The organism is Bacillus sp. AFS077874, from assembly GCF_002566505.1.
Classification (GTDB): Bacteria; Bacillota; Bacilli; order Bacillales; family Bacillaceae_G; genus Gottfriedia.
Window position 1 is genome coordinate 39252 of the sequence record NZ_NUYF01000005.1, and the last position, 17133, is coordinate 56384.

General features: G+C 32.4%; 17 protein-coding genes and 1 other annotated feature (1 of these 18 cut by a window edge). Of the genes, 9 read left to right on the forward strand and 8 right to left on the reverse strand.

Going from position 1 to position 17133, the window contains the following annotated elements:
* Positions 1-197: a binding site (T-box leader), on the reverse strand; it reaches 15 nt to the left of the window's first position.
* A gap of 84 nt (positions 198-281) precedes the next feature.
* The gene (locus tag COJ46_RS01930; RefSeq protein WP_097977317.1) at positions 282-1202 is read right to left on the reverse strand and encodes a DMT family transporter; all 921 of its coding nucleotides are present in this window, start codon (positions 1200-1202) and stop codon (positions 282-284) included.
* 345 nt (positions 1203-1547) lie between these two features.
* Between COJ46_RS01930 and COJ46_RS01935 the strand changes: the two genes are divergently transcribed.
* Entirely contained in the window at positions 1548-2624 is a 1077-nt protein-coding gene (locus COJ46_RS01935) for a DUF3900 domain-containing protein (RefSeq protein ID WP_097977319.1), read from the forward strand.
* Between the two features lie 176 nt (positions 2625-2800).
* On the opposite strand, the gene COJ46_RS25195 is transcribed toward COJ46_RS01935, so the two are convergent.
* Positions 2801-3034: a VanZ family protein gene (locus COJ46_RS25195; protein ID WP_097977321.1), complete on the reverse strand. Its 234-nt coding sequence runs from the start codon at positions 3032-3034 to the stop codon at positions 2801-2803.
* Between the two features lie 652 nt (positions 3035-3686).
* Positions 3687-3884: a hypothetical protein gene (locus COJ46_RS01950; RefSeq protein ID WP_097977324.1), complete on the reverse strand. Its 198-nt coding sequence runs from the start codon at positions 3882-3884 to the stop codon at positions 3687-3689.
* A gap of 538 nt (positions 3885-4422) precedes the next feature.
* Here COJ46_RS01950 and COJ46_RS01955 point away from each other — a divergent pair.
* Genes COJ46_RS01955 through COJ46_RS01970 form a run of 4 tightly spaced genes read left to right on the forward strand, consistent with a single transcriptional unit; the run spans position 4423 to position 7969 of the window.
* Positions 4423-5001, forward strand: a complete 579-nt coding sequence (locus tag COJ46_RS01955; RefSeq protein WP_097977326.1) for a biotin transporter BioY — start codon at positions 4423-4425, stop codon at positions 4999-5001.
* A 49-nt stretch (positions 5002-5050) separates the two neighbouring features.
* The gene (locus COJ46_RS01960) at positions 5051-6517 is read left to right on the forward strand and encodes an AMP-binding protein (RefSeq protein WP_097977327.1); all 1467 of its coding nucleotides are present in this window, start codon (positions 5051-5053) and stop codon (positions 6515-6517) included.
* Positions 6513-7619 carry an acetyl-CoA C-acyltransferase gene (locus tag COJ46_RS01965; protein ID WP_097977329.1) on the forward strand — a complete coding sequence of 369 codons (1107 nt, stop codon included), beginning with the start codon at positions 6513-6515 and terminating at the stop codon, positions 7617-7619. The genes COJ46_RS01960 and COJ46_RS01965 overlap by 5 nt, the downstream gene beginning before the upstream one ends.
* A gap of 41 nt (positions 7620-7660) precedes the next feature.
* A complete protein-coding gene (locus COJ46_RS01970) occupies positions 7661-7969 on the forward strand; it encodes a CHY zinc finger protein (RefSeq protein ID WP_097977331.1) in 309 nt (102 codons plus the stop codon).
* A 97-nt stretch (positions 7970-8066) separates the two neighbouring features.
* On the opposite strand, the gene COJ46_RS01975 is transcribed toward COJ46_RS01970, so the two are convergent.
* The 4 genes from COJ46_RS01975 to COJ46_RS01990 all read right to left on the reverse strand — a co-directional run bounded on the left by COJ46_RS01975 (position 8067) and on the right by COJ46_RS01990 (position 13936).
* Positions 8067-8684, reverse strand: a complete 618-nt coding sequence (locus COJ46_RS01975) for a LysE family translocator (protein WP_097977333.1) — start codon at positions 8682-8684, stop codon at positions 8067-8069.
* Positions 8685-8821: 137 nt separating this feature from the next.
* On the reverse strand, positions 8822-11434 hold the full coding sequence (gene ppsA / locus COJ46_RS01980; protein ID WP_098565634.1) for a phosphoenolpyruvate synthase: 2613 nt from the start codon (positions 11432-11434) through the stop codon (positions 8822-8824).
* A 189-nt stretch (positions 11435-11623) separates the two neighbouring features.
* Entirely contained in the window at positions 11624-13462 is a 1839-nt protein-coding gene (locus COJ46_RS01985) for an ABC transporter ATP-binding protein (RefSeq protein WP_286133600.1), read from the reverse strand.
* Positions 13463-13477: 15 nt separating this feature from the next.
* Positions 13478-13936: a MarR family winged helix-turn-helix transcriptional regulator gene (locus COJ46_RS01990; protein ID WP_176522588.1), complete on the reverse strand. Its 459-nt coding sequence runs from the start codon at positions 13934-13936 to the stop codon at positions 13478-13480.
* 239 nt (positions 13937-14175) lie between these two features.
* On the opposite strand from COJ46_RS01990, the gene COJ46_RS01995 reads away from it, so the two are divergent.
* The 3 genes from COJ46_RS01995 to COJ46_RS02005 all read left to right on the forward strand — a co-directional run bounded on the left by COJ46_RS01995 (position 14176) and on the right by COJ46_RS02005 (position 15637).
* Complete coding sequence (locus tag COJ46_RS01995; RefSeq protein WP_097977338.1) at positions 14176-14511, forward strand: YciI family protein; 336 nt, start codon at positions 14176-14178, stop codon at positions 14509-14511.
* A 374-nt stretch (positions 14512-14885) separates the two neighbouring features.
* Positions 14886-15086 (forward strand): cold-shock protein, encoded by a 201-nt coding sequence (locus COJ46_RS02000; protein ID WP_097977340.1) that lies wholly within the window; start codon positions 14886-14888, stop codon positions 15084-15086.
* 338 nt (positions 15087-15424) lie between these two features.
* Complete coding sequence (locus tag COJ46_RS02005; RefSeq protein ID WP_097977342.1) at positions 15425-15637, forward strand: hypothetical protein; 213 nt, start codon at positions 15425-15427, stop codon at positions 15635-15637.
* Between the two features lie 237 nt (positions 15638-15874).
* Here COJ46_RS02005 and COJ46_RS02010 read toward each other — a convergent pair whose 3' ends face one another.
* Positions 15875-16342, reverse strand: coding sequence for a CarD family transcriptional regulator (locus tag COJ46_RS02010; protein ID WP_097977343.1), 468 nt, complete (start codon positions 16340-16342; stop codon positions 15875-15877).
* Between the two features lie 281 nt (positions 16343-16623).
* Here COJ46_RS02010 and COJ46_RS02015 point away from each other — a divergent pair, with 281 nt between their 5' ends.
* The gene (locus COJ46_RS02015) at positions 16624-16824 is read left to right on the forward strand and encodes a cold-shock protein (protein WP_025568369.1); all 201 of its coding nucleotides are present in this window, start codon (positions 16624-16626) and stop codon (positions 16822-16824) included.
* The last annotated feature ends 309 nt before the right edge of the window (positions 16825-17133 follow it).

The following is a 17133-nucleotide window of genomic DNA, read 5'->3' on the forward strand; positions in this document are numbered from 1 at the left end:
TGGCGTTACCACCCTACTTATTATGTAAAAGCTCTACATAATCTCTTAACATCTTTAACGGGAAAACCGCTGTAGCCTACTTTTATTTCGGTACAGAGACTCCAAGGCTGGTTCAGTTTACTCACTTTAGGAATTTGCACCAACCATTCCCTCTCTAAAAAGCTTATAAACTTACTATTCCTTTTCTAAGTCGTTTATTAATTTAAAGTTATAATACGTGAACAAATTGTATCTGTCAATGTGTATTATACCCATTTTTTTAAAATTTCTTACATTTCTTACTATATTGCCTCATTTTTTACTTCTTTTGTTCGTTTCTTTGGTAAAGGTACTTCAGATAGCAGCATGCCACCTACAATAAAAGTCCCACCAATAATTGTTTGGATCGATAATGTTTCATTTGCAAATAGTACTGCTGTAAATGCCGCAAAAACAGGCTCAAAAATAAAAATTAATGCTGCTTTCGTTGAAGAAATATGTTGTTGAGCAAACATTTGAACCCAAAACGCAATACTCGTACAGAATACTGCAGTCACAATTACTGCAAAAAGGAATGTCGGGTTGACCCAAAGTTCTTTCGAAAATGAAACGTAAGTATCTTCAAAAATTAGAGAGAAAATCGTACTACTAATGCCTACTGTTGCTAGTTGAATCGTTGTAAAGGTGATTGGATCCATTTGCTTTGTATACTTTCCTGATAAAATAATATGGAATGCAAATGCAACTGACCCAATAAGTGTAAGTACATCTCCAAGATTTACAGAAAATGAATCACCTAAAGTTAAGAAACTTAATCCCAGTAATGCAATTAAACATGCGATTACGGTAGACCAGTTGGATCGTTCTTTATAGACTAAATATAAAAGAACAGGTACTAATACAACACAAAGACCAGTAATAAAACCTGATTTAGATGAAGTTGTATACTTTAATCCAAATGTTTGAAGTAAATACCCTAAAAACAACATGAATCCAATTCCACTAGTAATAACGATTTGTTTAACCGTTAATTTAGTTTTTTGCTTTCTTTTAATTAAAAATGGCAAAAGGACTAAAGTTGCCAGGATAAATCGAAATGCGTTAAATGCAAACGGTTCAACGTATGCAATCGCATTTTGGACTACTACAAATGTTGTGCCCCAAAGTAATGTTACGATTATTAATGAGATGGTAGCTATTCTATCTATTCTCAGGTCTCTCATCCCCTCTCCATATAGTTGGTCCCATAAAATTGCAAGTAAAGAAAACTCGTTGATTGACGAGCCTAATTGACGTTGAAATCACTTCATTTCTGCCAATTTATTCCCACTTAACGAAAAAAAGATGTGAAATTACCACATCCAAGTACTTTAATTTTTATTGGTTCCACATTAAATTATATCTTTATTTTATCATAGTGTGTAATGAATTTGTCTCATAACTGTAAAATTTCTCTATCTTATGATAGTTTTTATGGAAATTTTGCCCAAAACTTGATTAGTTCATGATTGACTCAACGAATCCTCATCCATATACTTAAATACAGAAAAATAGGAAAAGGTGATTGGATGGATTTTGAAATTACATATTTATCGTTTTATGTTGTTACTGTAGAAGGTAAAGGTGAACAATCCGATAAACGATATAAACATTTCCAAACATTAGATGAATCAATGTTTGAAGAAAGCGCATTGAAAGGCTTTTTAGAAGGTGAACTTGAACGAATTGTCAATCGAAAAGTTGAAAAACATCCAAAATCTGATTCTGTACCTACAAAATTAGGTCATTTTATCGTGGAAGAAGGCCACTCTTTAGACTCCAATCCAAATTATAATTTATTCCAGCGAATAAGAGATGCTAAATCAATTGAAGATTTTAAAGCAGAAAATGAAACGTTAGTCATAAATTACATTGATACAAGTGCAGTTCGCGGTGGAGCATTTTTAGTTATTCAAGCGAAACTAAGAAAATATTTTGATGATCCATTCTTATTTGTACTAAAATGCGATTTTGAACCAAAAGTAGCCTCCATTTCAGATGAATCTACTCTCATTAAAACTGTTGAAATGGCAATTACAACGAAAAATATGAAATCGATTCAATACCCCTATATGGAAGAATTAGGGATGATCTCAGAAAGTGAATTAAAAATCCATCAAGCATCTCACGCAAGATATTTTGAAGACTTTTTAAAATTTGTTTCCTATTCTGAATCAATGCCAGAAATTGTAAAATCTCAAGTAATGGAAATGGTTTATGACAAAATTGAAGACGTTTTTGAAGAGGAAAGTGTTGAAAGACAACAATTTGATGCAGCAATGGAAGTATGGGCAGCAAGTCCTAAACGTGAAATTCAAGAGCATTTTACACCCAATGAAGTAATCGAAGCAGCGGCACAGATCGTGGAACATACACCAGAAATTGAATTATCATTTAAAGCGGATCACTTTTCTGTAAAAGGGTTACTAGCTGATTTCGGTGATAACCTCCATATTGCAAAAGTAAACGGTCGATATGTCGTGATTTTAGAAGCTGATACATTGCAATTTGAAAAGGGATTTTCACCGATTGAGTTTTTGAAGCCAGACGAGTTGGATGATGTAATTGACCGAATTGGCCAGAAAGTAAATATTCCAGGATATTGAACAATCGAATAACTCAAATAAAATATCTTTAATATAATAAAATCGAAAAGACAGTTCGCTTACTAGCTTACTGTCTTTTCGATTTCAACTAAATTGCTATAGAGAGTCTACAGCTAAGTGAACACCTTAGAATTTTAATAAAAACATTCAGGACTTTTATCAAATATAATCATTTCTTAAGCTTCATATATATGTTTTAATAACGAGTTTAATTTTAGATTAGCTTTTTTAACTGATAGCCTAAATAAATAAGAAAATAATTTAAATATACAATATCCAATTAATGTTCCTGAAAAATTAAATATGACATCATTTAAATCAACAACTCTATCAGAGAAACCATTAAGTAGTGCAATAAGCCCTTGCAAAGACTCAATTATGACTCCTATTAATAATCCAGCAATAGCTATTTTTTAAAATGTACTTTTTGTAATAAAAGGAAGTCCAAAACCAAATGGTATTGTCATCAAAACATTCAAAAAAAAAGTCTCAAGGTCCTGCATTGTAAGATTAAACAGAGGAACTAGATTCAGGTTTTTCCATGCATGTAGTCCAATCATACTCCTGAAAGTTTGAGATGCATAGATTGGAAATTGAGTATATTTAAGTACGTAACATAAATAGATATACATAATAGTGAAGAAGAATAAATATACAATATCTTTTTTGAATTTTATCTTTAAAACAAATAATATCATACATAATATAATTATAGATCCATATAAAATCAATCCATTGAAATCTATCATTTTTTCCATTTTAAAATCACCTCCAATTCAAACCATACAAAAAGACAGTTTTTTTATGGATTTTTAATTTTTTGAACGTTTTATTTTACTGATTTTTTAGCGTTCCTGATCCTTTGAGATTATTTCCGTCGTCTTTACTATTGATCCTTTCAATTCTTAAAAAATACTTAGTTCCACCACCTACTGCTTTAAAGGTTCCAGAAAAATTACTACCTACTTTTGCTTGAACAGATCCAAAGTATTACCAGTAGTTGCATTCCAAAGACTAATCAATAAATCAGTAGGTGGGGTTTTAGCACCTGCATCTTTACTGTTAAACATAAGTAGAACCTTTAATTGCTATCTTACCTGCATCTAATTTGTGATAAGCCCCATCTACTCTTCCATCTAAATAAACTTTATCCATCTTGAAATTGAAGATACTTGTACTAGCAAAAGCAGGGATTGTAAAAACAAGACTCAACAATGATATTGTTAAGGTTGAAAATAATATAGATTTCAAATTTTTCATTAAATAACCTCTCCTTTTGTTTTATATCAATATAACACTTTAAATTCTAACAATTTATTACAAATTTGGAACAATTTTGAATGAATTGTCGAAAATTCGTTAAAATTAATATGGTTATTTTTTGGTAAACTATATGCATGTCCTTACTAATATAATAATGAGCCACAAATGCGCCCCATAATCATCAGTTACGCTAATTATCTACTTTCCACTAAAAATCGTTTAACTACTCCGAGATTTTAAAATAACTACAAGTCTATCCCTAATGGAATCCATCTATTTTTAGCATGTTTCCTAAATTTCTAGCAAAAGTGGATTTACCCGCTCCACCAAAACCAATTACTATAATTTATCTAAGTCCACCGGTCTATAAACGCTTCCCCTTCCTACTTTCGTCTTTTAATCTGTTTTCTTAGATTTTTTAGTTTTCTATCTTAATATAATATATGTTAACTAAATAAAATATTCAGTTGACATATAATTTAAGTTTCATTAATATGATAATAGTTATCAGAAAATTGACAGTAGGAGAATTAAAATGAAAATCAAAGAAATTACATTTGTAGCAATGTTTGCAGCAGTTATGGGTGTCCTTGGACAAGTTCCTCCGATTATGTTATCCTTTACACCAGTTCCAATTACTTTACAAACACTTGGTGTTCTTCTAACTGGTGGTGTTTTAGGTGCAAGATTAGGTGCATTAAGCCAAACCATCTTTTTATTACTAGTTGCAGTTGGAATGCCGCTTCTATCTGGTGGTCGTGGTGGTTTTAGTGTATTTGCAGGACCAAGTGTTGGTTATTTAATTTCATGGCCTATTACGGCTTTTGTAATTGGGTATTTATTATCTCGTTTTAAAACGTTAAAATTAAAACAAGTCTTATTGATTAACTTGACTGTTGGAATTCTATTAATCTACTTAATCGGTATCCCAATTCAAGCATTTATGATGGGAATTCCAGTTATGACAGCTGTTAAATTAAGTTTAGTATATATTCCAGGTGATGTATTAAAAGCGATTCTTGCTTCAATTTTAGTATTCAAACTAAGACAGCAACCAGTTTTTTCAAGCTCATTGACAAAAAACTATTCTAAACAATCAACAGAAAATATGTAAATTTTTGAGACACTCTTGTTGTGTCTCTTTTTTATAGAGGTGATTTAAAATGGCCAATATTACAGAAACCTATCAGAAAAACGCTATATTGTCGCCTGACAAAATCGCGATACATACTAGTAATCAACAAATCAGTTATAAAGAATGGAATCAATTAATTAATCAAACGGCTAATTGGCTACACTCTTATCAATCAAATTCGAAAACAATTGGTATTCTTTTACCGAATGGCATCTCCTTCTTGCAGATGTTTACAGGAGCGTCTAAAGCGGGTTGGATTGCCGTTCCGTATGATATGAAATGGAATCTAGCGGATTTGGAAAAAAGGGTAAAGCTTTCGAATCCTTCTGTTATTGTTACAACAAAAGATATGTACAATAAGATTCATTCGATCCTTCCAAATGTGAAGATTATAGATGATATCTTTCAAGAAATAGGTCAATTTGATTCCTTATATACGATAGAAATAAATGAGAACTTACCTTTCTATGTCGGATTTACCTCAGGTACAACCGGGAGCCCGAAAGCATTTATCCGTTCTCAAGATTCATGGGTTGCTAGCTTTGATTGCAATCGCTTTGACTTTGGATTAGATGAAACGGATCAAACTCTTATACCTGGAGCTTTAATCCATTCTCATTTTTTATATGGTGCAATTAGTACCTTATATTTAGGTGGAACAGTTATCCTTTTAGAAAAGTTTTCTCCTTTAAATGTAATATCACGAATTAATTCTTTTCCTATTACGACAATTTATGTTGTTCCGACAATGATCGAAGCATTAATAAAAGAAGGTATTCAAGTCGATCGAGCGATGAAAATACTTTCGTCTGGTGCAAAGTGGACCGAAAAATCCAAAATTGAATTTCGTCATTTGTTCCCTGGTATGACGATCTACGAATTTTTTGGGGCTAGTGAATTAAGCTTCATTACTGTTTTGTCGGATCAAGATGGTGTCGATAAGGCAAAAACGGTCGGAAAGCCTTGTTATGGTGTGCAGTTACAAATTCGTCGACCAGACCAAGAATTAGCTAAACCGAATGAAACTGGAAAAATATATGTGAAAAGTAAATATTTAATAAATGGATACTTTGAAGAAAACGAAAGAACCATTTATTCAATTCAAGATGATGATGGCTGGGCTACAGTTCATGATATGGGCTTTATTGATGAAGACGGTTTTTTAACAATAAACGGACGTGAAAAAAATATGATTTTATACGGAGGTATTAATATATTTCCTGAAGAAATCGAAAAAGTTATATCTCTTCATCCGGATGTTGAGGAAGTTGCAGTCGTTGGTCTTTCAAACCCGTATTGGGGTCAGATTGTTGCTGCAGTGATCAAAGGCAAATCTAATTCTTTTGTGTTAAAAAGATTTTGTAAAACACACTTATCAGCTTATAAAATACCTCGTAAATGGTTTTTTCAAAATGAAATGCCGTATACGACTAGCGGAAAAATCGCACGCGCTGAATTAATTAAACAAATCGAAATGCAGGTGACTAACAATTAAAAGAGCTGTTATTGTCAAAGCAAAGCGAACACCTATTGGAAAAAAAGGTGGAATTTTACGAGATTTTCAACCACATGAACTTGCTGCCCCATTGCTCAAGTATTTGGCTGATGGGTTAGATGAAAAGATTGATGACATCATTTTAGGAAATGTTGTTGGCCCAGGGGGAAATGTCGCTCGTGTTTCTGCATTGGAAGCGGATCTTTCTCTTACAGTCCCAGGAATCACAATTGATCGTCAATGTAGTGCAGGATTAGAAGCGATTCGAATGGCTTGTTACTTAGTCCAAGGTGGTGCTGGAACTTGCTATCTTGCTGGAGGTGTTGAAAGTACTAGTACCTCCCCATTTCCTGCTAGAGCAAGATTTTCACCTGACAAAATTGGTGATCCTGATATGGGGATTGCAGCGGAAAATGTAGCTGAAAAATATGGCATCTCAAAAGAAGCTCAAGATCAATATGCATTATTAAGTTATACACGAAGCTGGGAATCTCATCATAACGGACACTTTAATCAAGAGATAATTCCAGTTGGTGATTTCGACCATGATGAAGTATTTTTAAAAAAAAGAAAGATGGAAGAACTTTTAAAAAGAGCAAGACCTGTCTTTAAAAAGAACGGTACAGTCACAGCTGCAAATAGTTGTGGCATTCATGATGGGGCCTCCGCTGTTCTAATTATGGAAGAAAATGAAGCGATAAAAAACGGTTTAAAACCAGTTTTACGATTTGTGGATAGTCAAGTTTCTGGTGTTCATCCTAATTATCCAGGTACAGCACCGATTCCTGCTATTCAAGATTTGTTAAGTAGAAACAAATTAACAGTGGCTGATATAGAACTTTTTGAAATAAATGAGGCTTTTTCTTCAAAAGTACTAGCCTGTTCTAAAGAACTTTCCATCCCTACTTCCAAGTTAAATAGTTGTGGTGGAGCATTAACGATTGGCCATCCATATGGGGCTTCCGGAAGCATCATAGTCACAAGACTCTTTTATGAAGTACAAAGAAGAAAAAATTTAGATTCAAATTATGTAGTCGCTGCAATTGGAAGTGGTGGTGGAATCGGATTAGCTGTCTTATTCGAAATCGTAAACCAAAATTAAAAAATCATGAAGTAGTAAGAAGTATAAAGAGAGGTAAACATATGAAAGTAATCGGTTCAATCGATCTATATACACGTTGTAAACATTACCATACAGCAAGAGATATCATTGCTATCAAATTCAAGTGCTGTAATACATACTATGGCTGTTATTATTGCCATGAGGAAAGCGCTAATCATGAGCCAAAAGTCTGGGGTAAAGATGAATGGCAAACAAAAGCAATTCTTTGTGGTAACTGTCATGAGGAATTAACAATTCAAGAATATCAAGATTGTAACTACAAATGTCCTAAATGTGAATCTGATTTTAATCCAGGGTGTAAAAACCATTACCATTTGTATTTTGAGTGATTTAATCAAGAAAACCAAAGTTGGATCCTCTGTAAAATAAGAACAATAAAAAAGGATGCCAGTCGGCCTCCTTTTTATATTGAATATTATTAATCTGTTACGATTGTGTTTGAAGAGCAACTCTTAAACCCAACCCTATATAAACTAAGCCAATCGCTTTCCCCATCCATTTTGGACCTTTTGTTTTTTTACTAAAGATCTTTTTACCGATTACACTTGATAAAAGCACTAGTAAAGTTGTGTACAAAATACTAAGTAATACAAATGTCAAACCAAGAGTTAACAGTTGAATGAATACCGGATGTCCATTATGTTGAACAAATTGTGGTAAAAGGGCTAAGAAAAATAGTGCAGTTTTAGGGTTTAATACTTCGATCAGCACTGCTTGACGAAAGGAAAGTTTACTATTTACTTCTTTTTGTTCAGTTGTTTTTTTACTGTTTTTTGATTTTTTAATAATAGCAGTGATTCCTAAATAAAATAAATAAGCTGCACCTAAATATTTAACGATTTCAAAAGCAAATGCAGAAGTCATTAAAATTGCAGAAAGTCCAAATACGGATGCACATGTATGAATTAGATCACCGACAGCAATCCCAACGCCTGTTAAGATACCATTCCATTTCCCACCTTTCATAGTTTGGGATAATGTTAAAAGTACAGCTGGTCCTGGGATTAAAAATAGCATTAATACAACTAAAATAAATGAAAGCATGATGATCATCTCCTCTCGTTACTTTATATTTAGACTATTATACAATATATTTTTGCAGTAATTGCCTAAATTGTTATTTATTTCAATAAAAATAAGCCGCTTTCCACAATTGGAAAAACGACTTATTCATTCTACATTTATAATATTTCAATATAGCCTTCTGTTCCATGAACACGAATTCTTTGCCCGTCTTTTATCAGTTTGGTAGCATTCTCTACACCGACAACTGCAGGTAACCCATATTCTCTTGCGATAACCGCTCCGTGTGTCATCAGTCCACCAACTTCAGTGACCAGTCCTTTTATTGCAACAAATAAAGGTGTCCAGCTTGGGTCAGTGAATGAAGTAACTAATATGTCACCCTCTTCTAGGTTTGCATCTTCCATATTTAAAATAACACGTGCTCTTCCTTCGATCACACCTGAAGAAACAGCTAAACCTAAAATCGCTTCTGTTGGAAGATTTTCATGTTTGTATTCACCTACAATGATTTCACCATCAGATGTTAAAACTCGTGGAGGTGTTAGTTTAGTATATAATTTGTACTCGTTTTTTCGTTTATTAATGATTTGATAATCTAGTTTATTTGTGCGAACGACTTCATGAAGTTCTTCAAATGTGAGATAAAATAGATCTTCCACTTCAGAAATGACATTATTTTTAACTAGTTGTTCAGCTTCTTTCAATAAAGCTAGCTTATACACAAAATAGCGACTAATCATTCCATACTTTGGATATTCACGATATCCAATGAAATTCCTGATTAGACTAATAACTTCCTTTATCTCCTCCGCTTTTTGTTTACCATCCGGTAATAGCAACAATCGTTCTACAAGCTCTTTTTCTTTTTGCATTGCTTTTTCTAGGCCTTGCTCAAATTTCCGTCTACTTTCATGCGGCTCAAAGTTTTTAATGTTACTAAGAATCATGGGGACAAGTGTAGATGGTTTTTCGCTCCAACGTGTCCTAGTCAGATCAATTTCACCAGTACATCTCATTCCGTATTTTCTCAGATAATCATCAATTGCATATTTAGTTTCTTGTCCACCCTCAAATTTAATTACTTCATCCAAAAAGTTATCATCTTTTACATGTTGCAAATAATCGATTACTTCTGGATAAGGACGAATTACATCGGCGACATCCATTAGTGCTAGACCCATTTCTGAAGTAATATTATTCGGTACAGATTGCGAAAGCGTATCTCCTACATTCTTTTCATCTAACCATTCGTATATTTTTTCATTAATCCATTCTGTCGCATTCATAGCGGACATAAACACTGCGGAACTTCGCGGGTCAAATAATAACTCTCGTAATTTCTGAAGATCTTCTATAATAAAATCCATTAAATCTGATCCTGATTTCTTTTGAATGTTTTGTTTTAATTCTTCGATTGATGTTTCGTTTTTCTTAATCAATTCAGTTACAATTGTTGGATCGTTTTCGATTAGTGCTTTAAAACTCGACGACGAATGTTCTTGAACATTTTTAGTGGGGGTTGGTGCTTTATTCTCAGTTGATGATTCTAGATAATCTTCTCCTGCTACAACCTTTAATAGAGCGTCTTTTAAGAGCGGATCTGATTTTCCTATTGCCTCTATAAACATATTTCTTCTGTCAGGTGAAGCAAGATGTTGTGAGATATCAACAAATAATCTACCTCCTGCTTTACGCATAGGTGCCCTAGAGGTTAACATCCAAAACGACAATCCCAATGGTTTGATTGGATCGGTCATCATTTGTTGATGGCCAACAGATAGATAAACGTGTTTTTCTTGATCATCTACTTCTGGAATCGGAAAGAGAGTTGTGATTGGACGACTTTGGACAATATAAAATGTATCTTCTACTAAACACCATTCGATATCTTGTGGACATCGGAAATAAGCTTCAATTTGTCTACCAATTTGTGCTAGTTGTAAAATTTGTTGATCAGTAAGTGTTTGAGTGATTTGTTTTTGTGAATCAATCTGCTGTGACTCTGTTCCGCCTTCTCTTCGACCATAAATAGCCAATTTTTTCGTTGCGATTCTCTTATCGATGATTTTATTATCTTGTACCTTATAACAATCGGCCGATACTAAACCAGAAACTAAAGCTTCTCCAAGTCCAAAACTTGCATCAATTGATACTACCTTTCGATTAGAAGTAATGGGATCAGCAGTAAATAAAATCCCTGAAGCCTGAGGGAAAACCATTTTTTGAATAACAACGGATAGATAAACTTGATTGTGGTCAAATTCATTTTGCATACGGTAGATTACCGCACGATCCGTAAATAAAGAAGCCCAACATCTACTAATATGTTGTAAGATATTTTCTTTACCAATAATATTTAAATACGTGTCTTGTTGGCCAGCAAAAGAGGCATGTGGCAAATCTTCAGCAGTTGCACTAGAACGGACAGCGTATGCAAGTTCCTCGCCGAATTTGGAGAGATAGGTAGAAACTGCATTAACAACCTCTGAAGGGATTGCTACTTCTAAAATAAGGTCTCTAATCTTACTGCAAATCTTACTAATTTGATCTCGATCCTTTACATTTAGCAGTGTTAGTTGATCCAATAAAGCATGATAGGATTGATTTTGCTCGATAGCTTTTTGAAATGCCTCTGTTGTAATACAAAATCCTTTTGGTACTTTTATATCTTGAATTTTTGATAATTCACCTAAATTTAATCCTTTTCCGCCAACGAGAAAAAGTTGGTTTTTATTAATCTCTTGGAAATCGAGAACTAAAGAATTCATTCCACATCTCTCCTAACCTTTAATGTCTATTGATTTTATCAGTTGAAAATAAGAAGATAAAGTCTATTTTAGCCATTTTTTTTATGGTATAATTAAAGTAGGAAGAGTATGTAAGAAAATCAAACAACTAAAAATCTATTCAACACATATAGAATGAAAAAAGCACAGAAATTAATCTGTGCTTTTTTTCTATTCAATAGATGCGATTGGTTTTTTACCAAACTGTTTATTGTACAATTCTTTATATAATCCATTTTGCATTAACAATTCTTCATGTTTGCCTTCCTCAACAATTTGACCATCCTTTAACACAATGATGTGATCCGCGGCCATAATGGTTGAAAGTCGGTGAGCAATAACAATGGACGTTTTATTTTTTAATAATCCTTGTATTGCACTTTGAATATAAAACTCAGATAAAGTATCTAATGAAGAAGTTGCTTCATCAAGAATAATGATTTCAGGGTTTTTCAATAATACACGAGCGATTGATATTCTTTGTTTTTCTCCTCCTGAAAGTTTGATCCCTCGATTTCCGACAATTGTCTCATAACCATTTGGTAAGTCCATTATGAAATCATGAATATATGCTGCCTTACAAGCATTGGTAATTTCTTCGTCTGATGCTTCAGGGCTTGCATATAATAAATTTTCTTTTATCGTTCCATTAAATAAATAGCTATCCTGTGTAACAAGTCCAATATGTGACCGTAATGATTCTAACGTGAATTCTCTAATATCTCGACCGCCTATTTTGATTGAACCTGATGTAAAATCATACAAACGAGGAATTAAATTGGTAATGGTTGTTTTACCAGCTCCACTAGGTCCAACTAATGCAGTCATTGTACCGGATGGAGCAATAAAGGAAATATTTTGCAAAGCGGTTTTATCTTTCTGATAAGAAAATGATACATCGTTAAATTCAATATCTAAATGAGTAACACTCATTACAGTCGCATCATCACGATCTTTAATCGTTAATTTCATATCAAAATATTCAAAAATACGTTCGAATAAAGCGATCGAACTTGTAATATTTACATAAAGATTTGTTAATTGTCCAACTGGCCCGTATAAACGACCAAGTAAAGCAACAAAGCTAATAATAGCCCCAATTGTAATCTGACCGTGAATAAATAAATATCCACCATATAAATAGATGAGCATTGGGCCGATGCTAGTAAAGGTTGATAAAATCATCATAAACCAGCGGCCTGCCATAGATTCCTTTATTTTAAGATTAGTAGCCTGTACATTAATCTCATCAAAATTTTTAAATTCCTTTTGTTCTTTTGTAAAAAGCTTCATTAATAAATAACCACTAATATTTAATGTTTCTTGTATAATATGATTTTGCTCACTTGTTTTTTCCTGTGTCTGTTTTGCAATACTCCAACGAACACTCCCCATTTTACGAGTCGGTAGAATAAATAATGGTACAATGATTAATCCTAGTATTCCAAGCCTCCAGTTCACTATTAACAATGTGGTAGCCGTAGAAATAAGAATGAATAGATTATTAGCGAAACTCACAATCGTACTATCAAAAACAGCTTTAACACCAGAAATATCAGCCGTCATTCGGGTGATCACTTCACCTTGCTTAACGTTCGAATAAAATTGGTATGGCATTTGTTGTAAATGGAGATACATTTGGTTTCGCATATCGTAAATAATTTTTTGAGCAACATATGCATTTAAATAATTTTGCCAAACACCCAATAACTCTGAAATAATCGTAGTACTAAGTGAGGCAAGTACAAGATAGATTAGGAGACTTAAATCTTTATTTGGTAAGGCTGTATCAACAATATGTTGAATGATAATAGGCGGTAAAATGCCTAGTACTGAAGTAACTAATAAAATAAGCACGACAAGTGTTGTTTGCTTCCAATACGGAATAAAATATTTTGCAATTCTAAGTAGTATTGCCTTTGTTATATTTGGTTTTTGTGCGTTTTTATCATATTTCATTCGCCCAAAACCATGGGGACCCATCGGAGGTCCACCACCCCATCCTGACATAATTAAACGTCCTCCTTATTTCGAACAATTAGTTTGTTCATTTGATAAATCAGTTAAAATTTTTTTTTGCATGTCTATAAGTATATTAAGCTCATCCTGTGAAAATTGTTCCAGTGAATTTGCTAAACTCTTATATGCTTCTGATTCTTCTCGGTAGCGTTGACATAATTCTTCACCATCGGGCGTTAAAAATAATTGAGTTTCGCGGCGATCAATAGCTGACGTTTCTCTTTTTACATAATTTTTCTTCTCTAACTCATCAATACTAAGACTCACTCTGCTTTTAGCAGTCCTAATTCGTTCAGTTAGTTCCTTTTGTGATAAACCTTCATTATTTCGAATTGAATTGAGGATAATTAACTGTTGGAAGGTTATCCCAAGTTTAGTTGCAGTTTGTAAGTTTATTCTTTTTAGTTGACGCGCAATTGAAACAAACGAATTTGTTAAATCGATTGCTTGTTGAAAATCTGGCATCATATCACCCCTTACATTAGTTTACTTTATAAACTGTTTACATTGTAAACTAATAATAAAACTTTATTGTTCATTTGTACAATTGAAAATTATTAATAAATAGACAATAGGATATTTTCTACAGCATTTCTTAAATTATTTAGTGATTTGGTTGATCTTAAATTGTGAAGTGTATTCAAAAGTGATTTGTGAAATAATTGTAGGTAAAGATCGTCAGAATGAATGGAGGTACATTAAGGATGGCAGATAACACACCAATTAATGATTCAGTAAAGATGCACTTTTTGCTAAAATCTATTCCCCCAAGAACAACCTTTCAACAGGACATGACAGATGAAGAACGGAATATTATGGGAAAACATATTGCTTATTGGACAGAAAAACAAAACCAGGGAATTGTTCTAGTGTTTGGACCGGTTCGAAATCCTTCTTCACCTCATGGCATTGCAATAATTGAAGTTGAAAATGAGGCCCAAGTCCCAAAACTTATCAAAGAAGATCCAGCCGTGATAGCTGGGATCATGTCTACGGAATATTATCCGATGCTTGCAGTACTCCCTAAACAAAATACATGATGTAATTGTTGAAAAAATTGAACGAAATTAAAAAAAGCAAACGGATCAGTGGTGAACTGTCCATTTGCTTTTTTATTTCATTTATTGATTACATACTCTATATAATTTTAGTCACTCAATTAAGTAAGTATACTTAAAAGTCAGTATCTTATGAAGAAAATGAAGGGCGGGTGCCTATCTTAATCCTTAACTAATCATCGTAAATAACTCCTAATATCCAATGATTTCTAATTAAAAATTAAAGAAAATCCTTTAATTGCCAATTAAATAAGTGAAAAGTCCTATTTTTTTAGTAAGAGAATTTGATTATCTTACATTAAATTGCTATTATATAAACATTAAATGTGTTCAAGCACATAAGGAGGAAATAAAAAATGGAACATGGTAAAGTAAAATGGTTTAATGCAGAAAAAGGTTTTGGATTCATCGAGCGTGAAAATGGTGATGATGTATTCGTTCACTTCTCAGCAATTCAATCTGAAGGATTCAAATCATTAGACGAAGGTCAATCAGTTACATTTGATGTAGAACAAGGACAACGCGGACCACAAGCTACTAACGTTAAAAAAGCATAATTAAAAAAGTCGGATTCTATTTATAGAATCTGACTTTTTTTATAATAAAAATAACCCCCCTATTCATTGATTAGGGGGGGTTAAACGTGGAGCTCGGGTAAAGAAATGGTTTAAAGTATTATAGCCTATAAAAAATGAATACACAACATTCATTTTATACCTACATTAAGTTAATTTTATTCACAATACTATGTGTATTTGTATATTGAAAGTGTATGAGAATTATTAACGTTATACTCTGAAGATAAAAAAATCATCCTACAAATAATTTGTAATTTAATTTACAGGACAACACCTCTTCTGTGTCGAATTATATAATTTAGAAGGGAGATGTGAAAATGAGTAAGGAAAATCTATTAAAGAACCTTCGACTTGCAACAAGAGGAAATTTCTTTATATTCGACATTAAAAATTCATTGGAAAATGATACAAATATGATTGAAAAACTAGCTAAGGAACTAGAACTAGATGGATTAATCAAACTAAAAGAGTGCACACAGTTAGAAGATTCACTCTTTTTAAGCGGAATACTTAAGTATGCATCCAAATAAATTGGATGCTTTTTTGTTATGAACAAGTTGAAAATGAAATGGATACTCGATTTCATTTATTCAATAAATAATGGTTTAATTTTTATTAGCAACACTATATTCAAAATGGAATTTAAAAGTAGGAACACTAGCATAGATTGAACGGAGCTAATGTCTTATATAAGGGGTATCGTTTCATACACGATTTGAAAATTTGAAATTCTGTAATCTTCCTTTGTAAGTTGAAATAAAGATTTTTTACCCGAATAATAGTTCTTTGGCTTGACTTTCTGATATCCCTTTAACTAATTCAAGTTCGCTTATAAAAATTTTACTTGCGTTACCTAACATCTGTTTTTCACTTGAATTAAGAGATTTTTCTTTATCTATACGCATTAAATCACGTACTACTTCTGCGCCTTCTTCAATATTACCTGTTTTCATTTTCTCAGTATTTAGTTTAAATCTTTGTTTGTATGATAGAGAACGATCAGATTCTCCATTATGAAAATTTATTAATATATTGTCGAGTGTATTTGAATCAACGACCATTCGAATTCTTGAATTACTCATTTTTGAAATTGGAATCATTACTTCCATCTTTTTAATTAGTAATCTTATAATAAAATACTGCTGTATTTCACCTTGAACTTCTTTTTCTTGAATGGATTCGATCACACCTGCTCCTTGCATTGGATAAAAGATGCTATCACCAACTTCAAACATTATCTACACCCCCATTTAATTATGAACCTATATAAGCATAACATTTATTATTTTTTTGTCAAAATAAATATTTTACCAATAATAAATTAGTCATGTCAATAAGCAAATGAATTTTTTAGTTAGTGTTTTTATTCTTAAAATTAATGACTAAGAATTAAGTAAAAATTAATCATAAAAAATATGTAATTTTCATCAATATTTAGGTGAATTTGATTATTTTTGCATTTAATGTTAAGATTGAATTATTACATTGTGTGAAAGCGCACTAGGAGGAAACAAAAATGGAACAAGGTAAAGTAAAATGGTTTAATGCAGAAAAAGGTTTTGGATTCATCGAGCGTGAAAATGGTGATGATGTATTCGTTCACTTCTCAGCAATTCAAACTGACGGATTTAAATCATTAGATGAAGGTCAAGCAGTTACATTTGATGTAGAACAAGGACAACGCGGACCACAAGCAACTAACGTTAAAAAAGCATAATTAAAAAAATTAAAAGTCGGATTCTACTAGTAGAATCTGACTTTTTTAATTTATATCTAATAAAAATAAAAACCCCCTATTCATTTAAGAATAGGGGGAAATTTAAACGTGGAGCTCGGGTAAAGAAATGGTTTAAAGTATTATAGCCTATAAAAAATGGATATACAAATTTTTACTAAAAGAAAATCGTTAGTAAACTAATAAGATTATTCGGATTTCTATTAAAGAACATCCTATGCCCTGAAATTTTGAATAATTACGATAGTTATTTTCCTCTCTTTGAACGTGACGACTGTTTCCCAAGGTCAA

Coding starts and splice junctions, on each gene's coding strand:
- COJ46_RS01975 (WP_097977333.1), bottom strand. CDS start 8,684: ATGCTTTCATTTATTTTAGTTGTATTAATGCTATTTTTAATCCCAGGA.
- COJ46_RS01935 (WP_097977319.1), top strand. CDS start 1,548: ATGGATTTTGAAATTACATATTTATCGTTTTATGTTGTTACTGTAGAA.
- COJ46_RS02005 (WP_097977342.1), top strand. CDS start 15,425: ATGAGTAAGGAAAATCTATTAAAGAACCTTCGACTTGCAACAAGAGGA.
- COJ46_RS01930 (WP_097977317.1), bottom strand. CDS start 1,202: ATGAGAGACCTGAGAATAGATAGAATAGCTACCATCTCATTAATAATC.
- COJ46_RS02000 (WP_097977340.1), top strand. CDS start 14,886: ATGGAACATGGTAAAGTAAAATGGTTTAATGCAGAAAAAGGTTTTGGA.
- COJ46_RS02015 (WP_025568369.1), top strand. CDS start 16,624: ATGGAACAAGGTAAAGTAAAATGGTTTAATGCAGAAAAAGGTTTTGGA.
- COJ46_RS01950 (WP_097977324.1), bottom strand. CDS start 3,884: ATGAAAAATTTGAAATCTATATTATTTTCAACCTTAACAATATCATTG.
- COJ46_RS01990 (WP_176522588.1), bottom strand. CDS start 13,936: ATGCCAGATTTTCAACAAGCAATCGATTTAACAAATTCGTTTGTTTCA.
- COJ46_RS01960 (WP_097977327.1), top strand. CDS start 5,051: ATGGCCAATATTACAGAAACCTATCAGAAAAACGCTATATTGTCGCCT.
- COJ46_RS02010 (WP_097977343.1), bottom strand. CDS start 16,342: ATGTTTGAAGTTGGTGATAGCATCTTTTATCCAATGCAAGGAGCAGGT.
- COJ46_RS01970 (WP_097977331.1), top strand. CDS start 7,661: ATGAAAGTAATCGGTTCAATCGATCTATATACACGTTGTAAACATTAC.
- ppsA (WP_098565634.1), bottom strand. CDS start 11,434: ATGAATTCTTTAGTTCTCGATTTCCAAGAGATTAATAAAAACCAACTT.
- COJ46_RS01995 (WP_097977338.1), top strand. CDS start 14,176: ATGGCAGATAACACACCAATTAATGATTCAGTAAAGATGCACTTTTTG.
- COJ46_RS01955 (WP_097977326.1), top strand. CDS start 4,423: ATGAAAATCAAAGAAATTACATTTGTAGCAATGTTTGCAGCAGTTATG.
- COJ46_RS01985 (WP_286133600.1), bottom strand. CDS start 13,462: ATGTCAGGATGGGGTGGTGGACCTCCGATGGGTCCCCATGGTTTTGGG.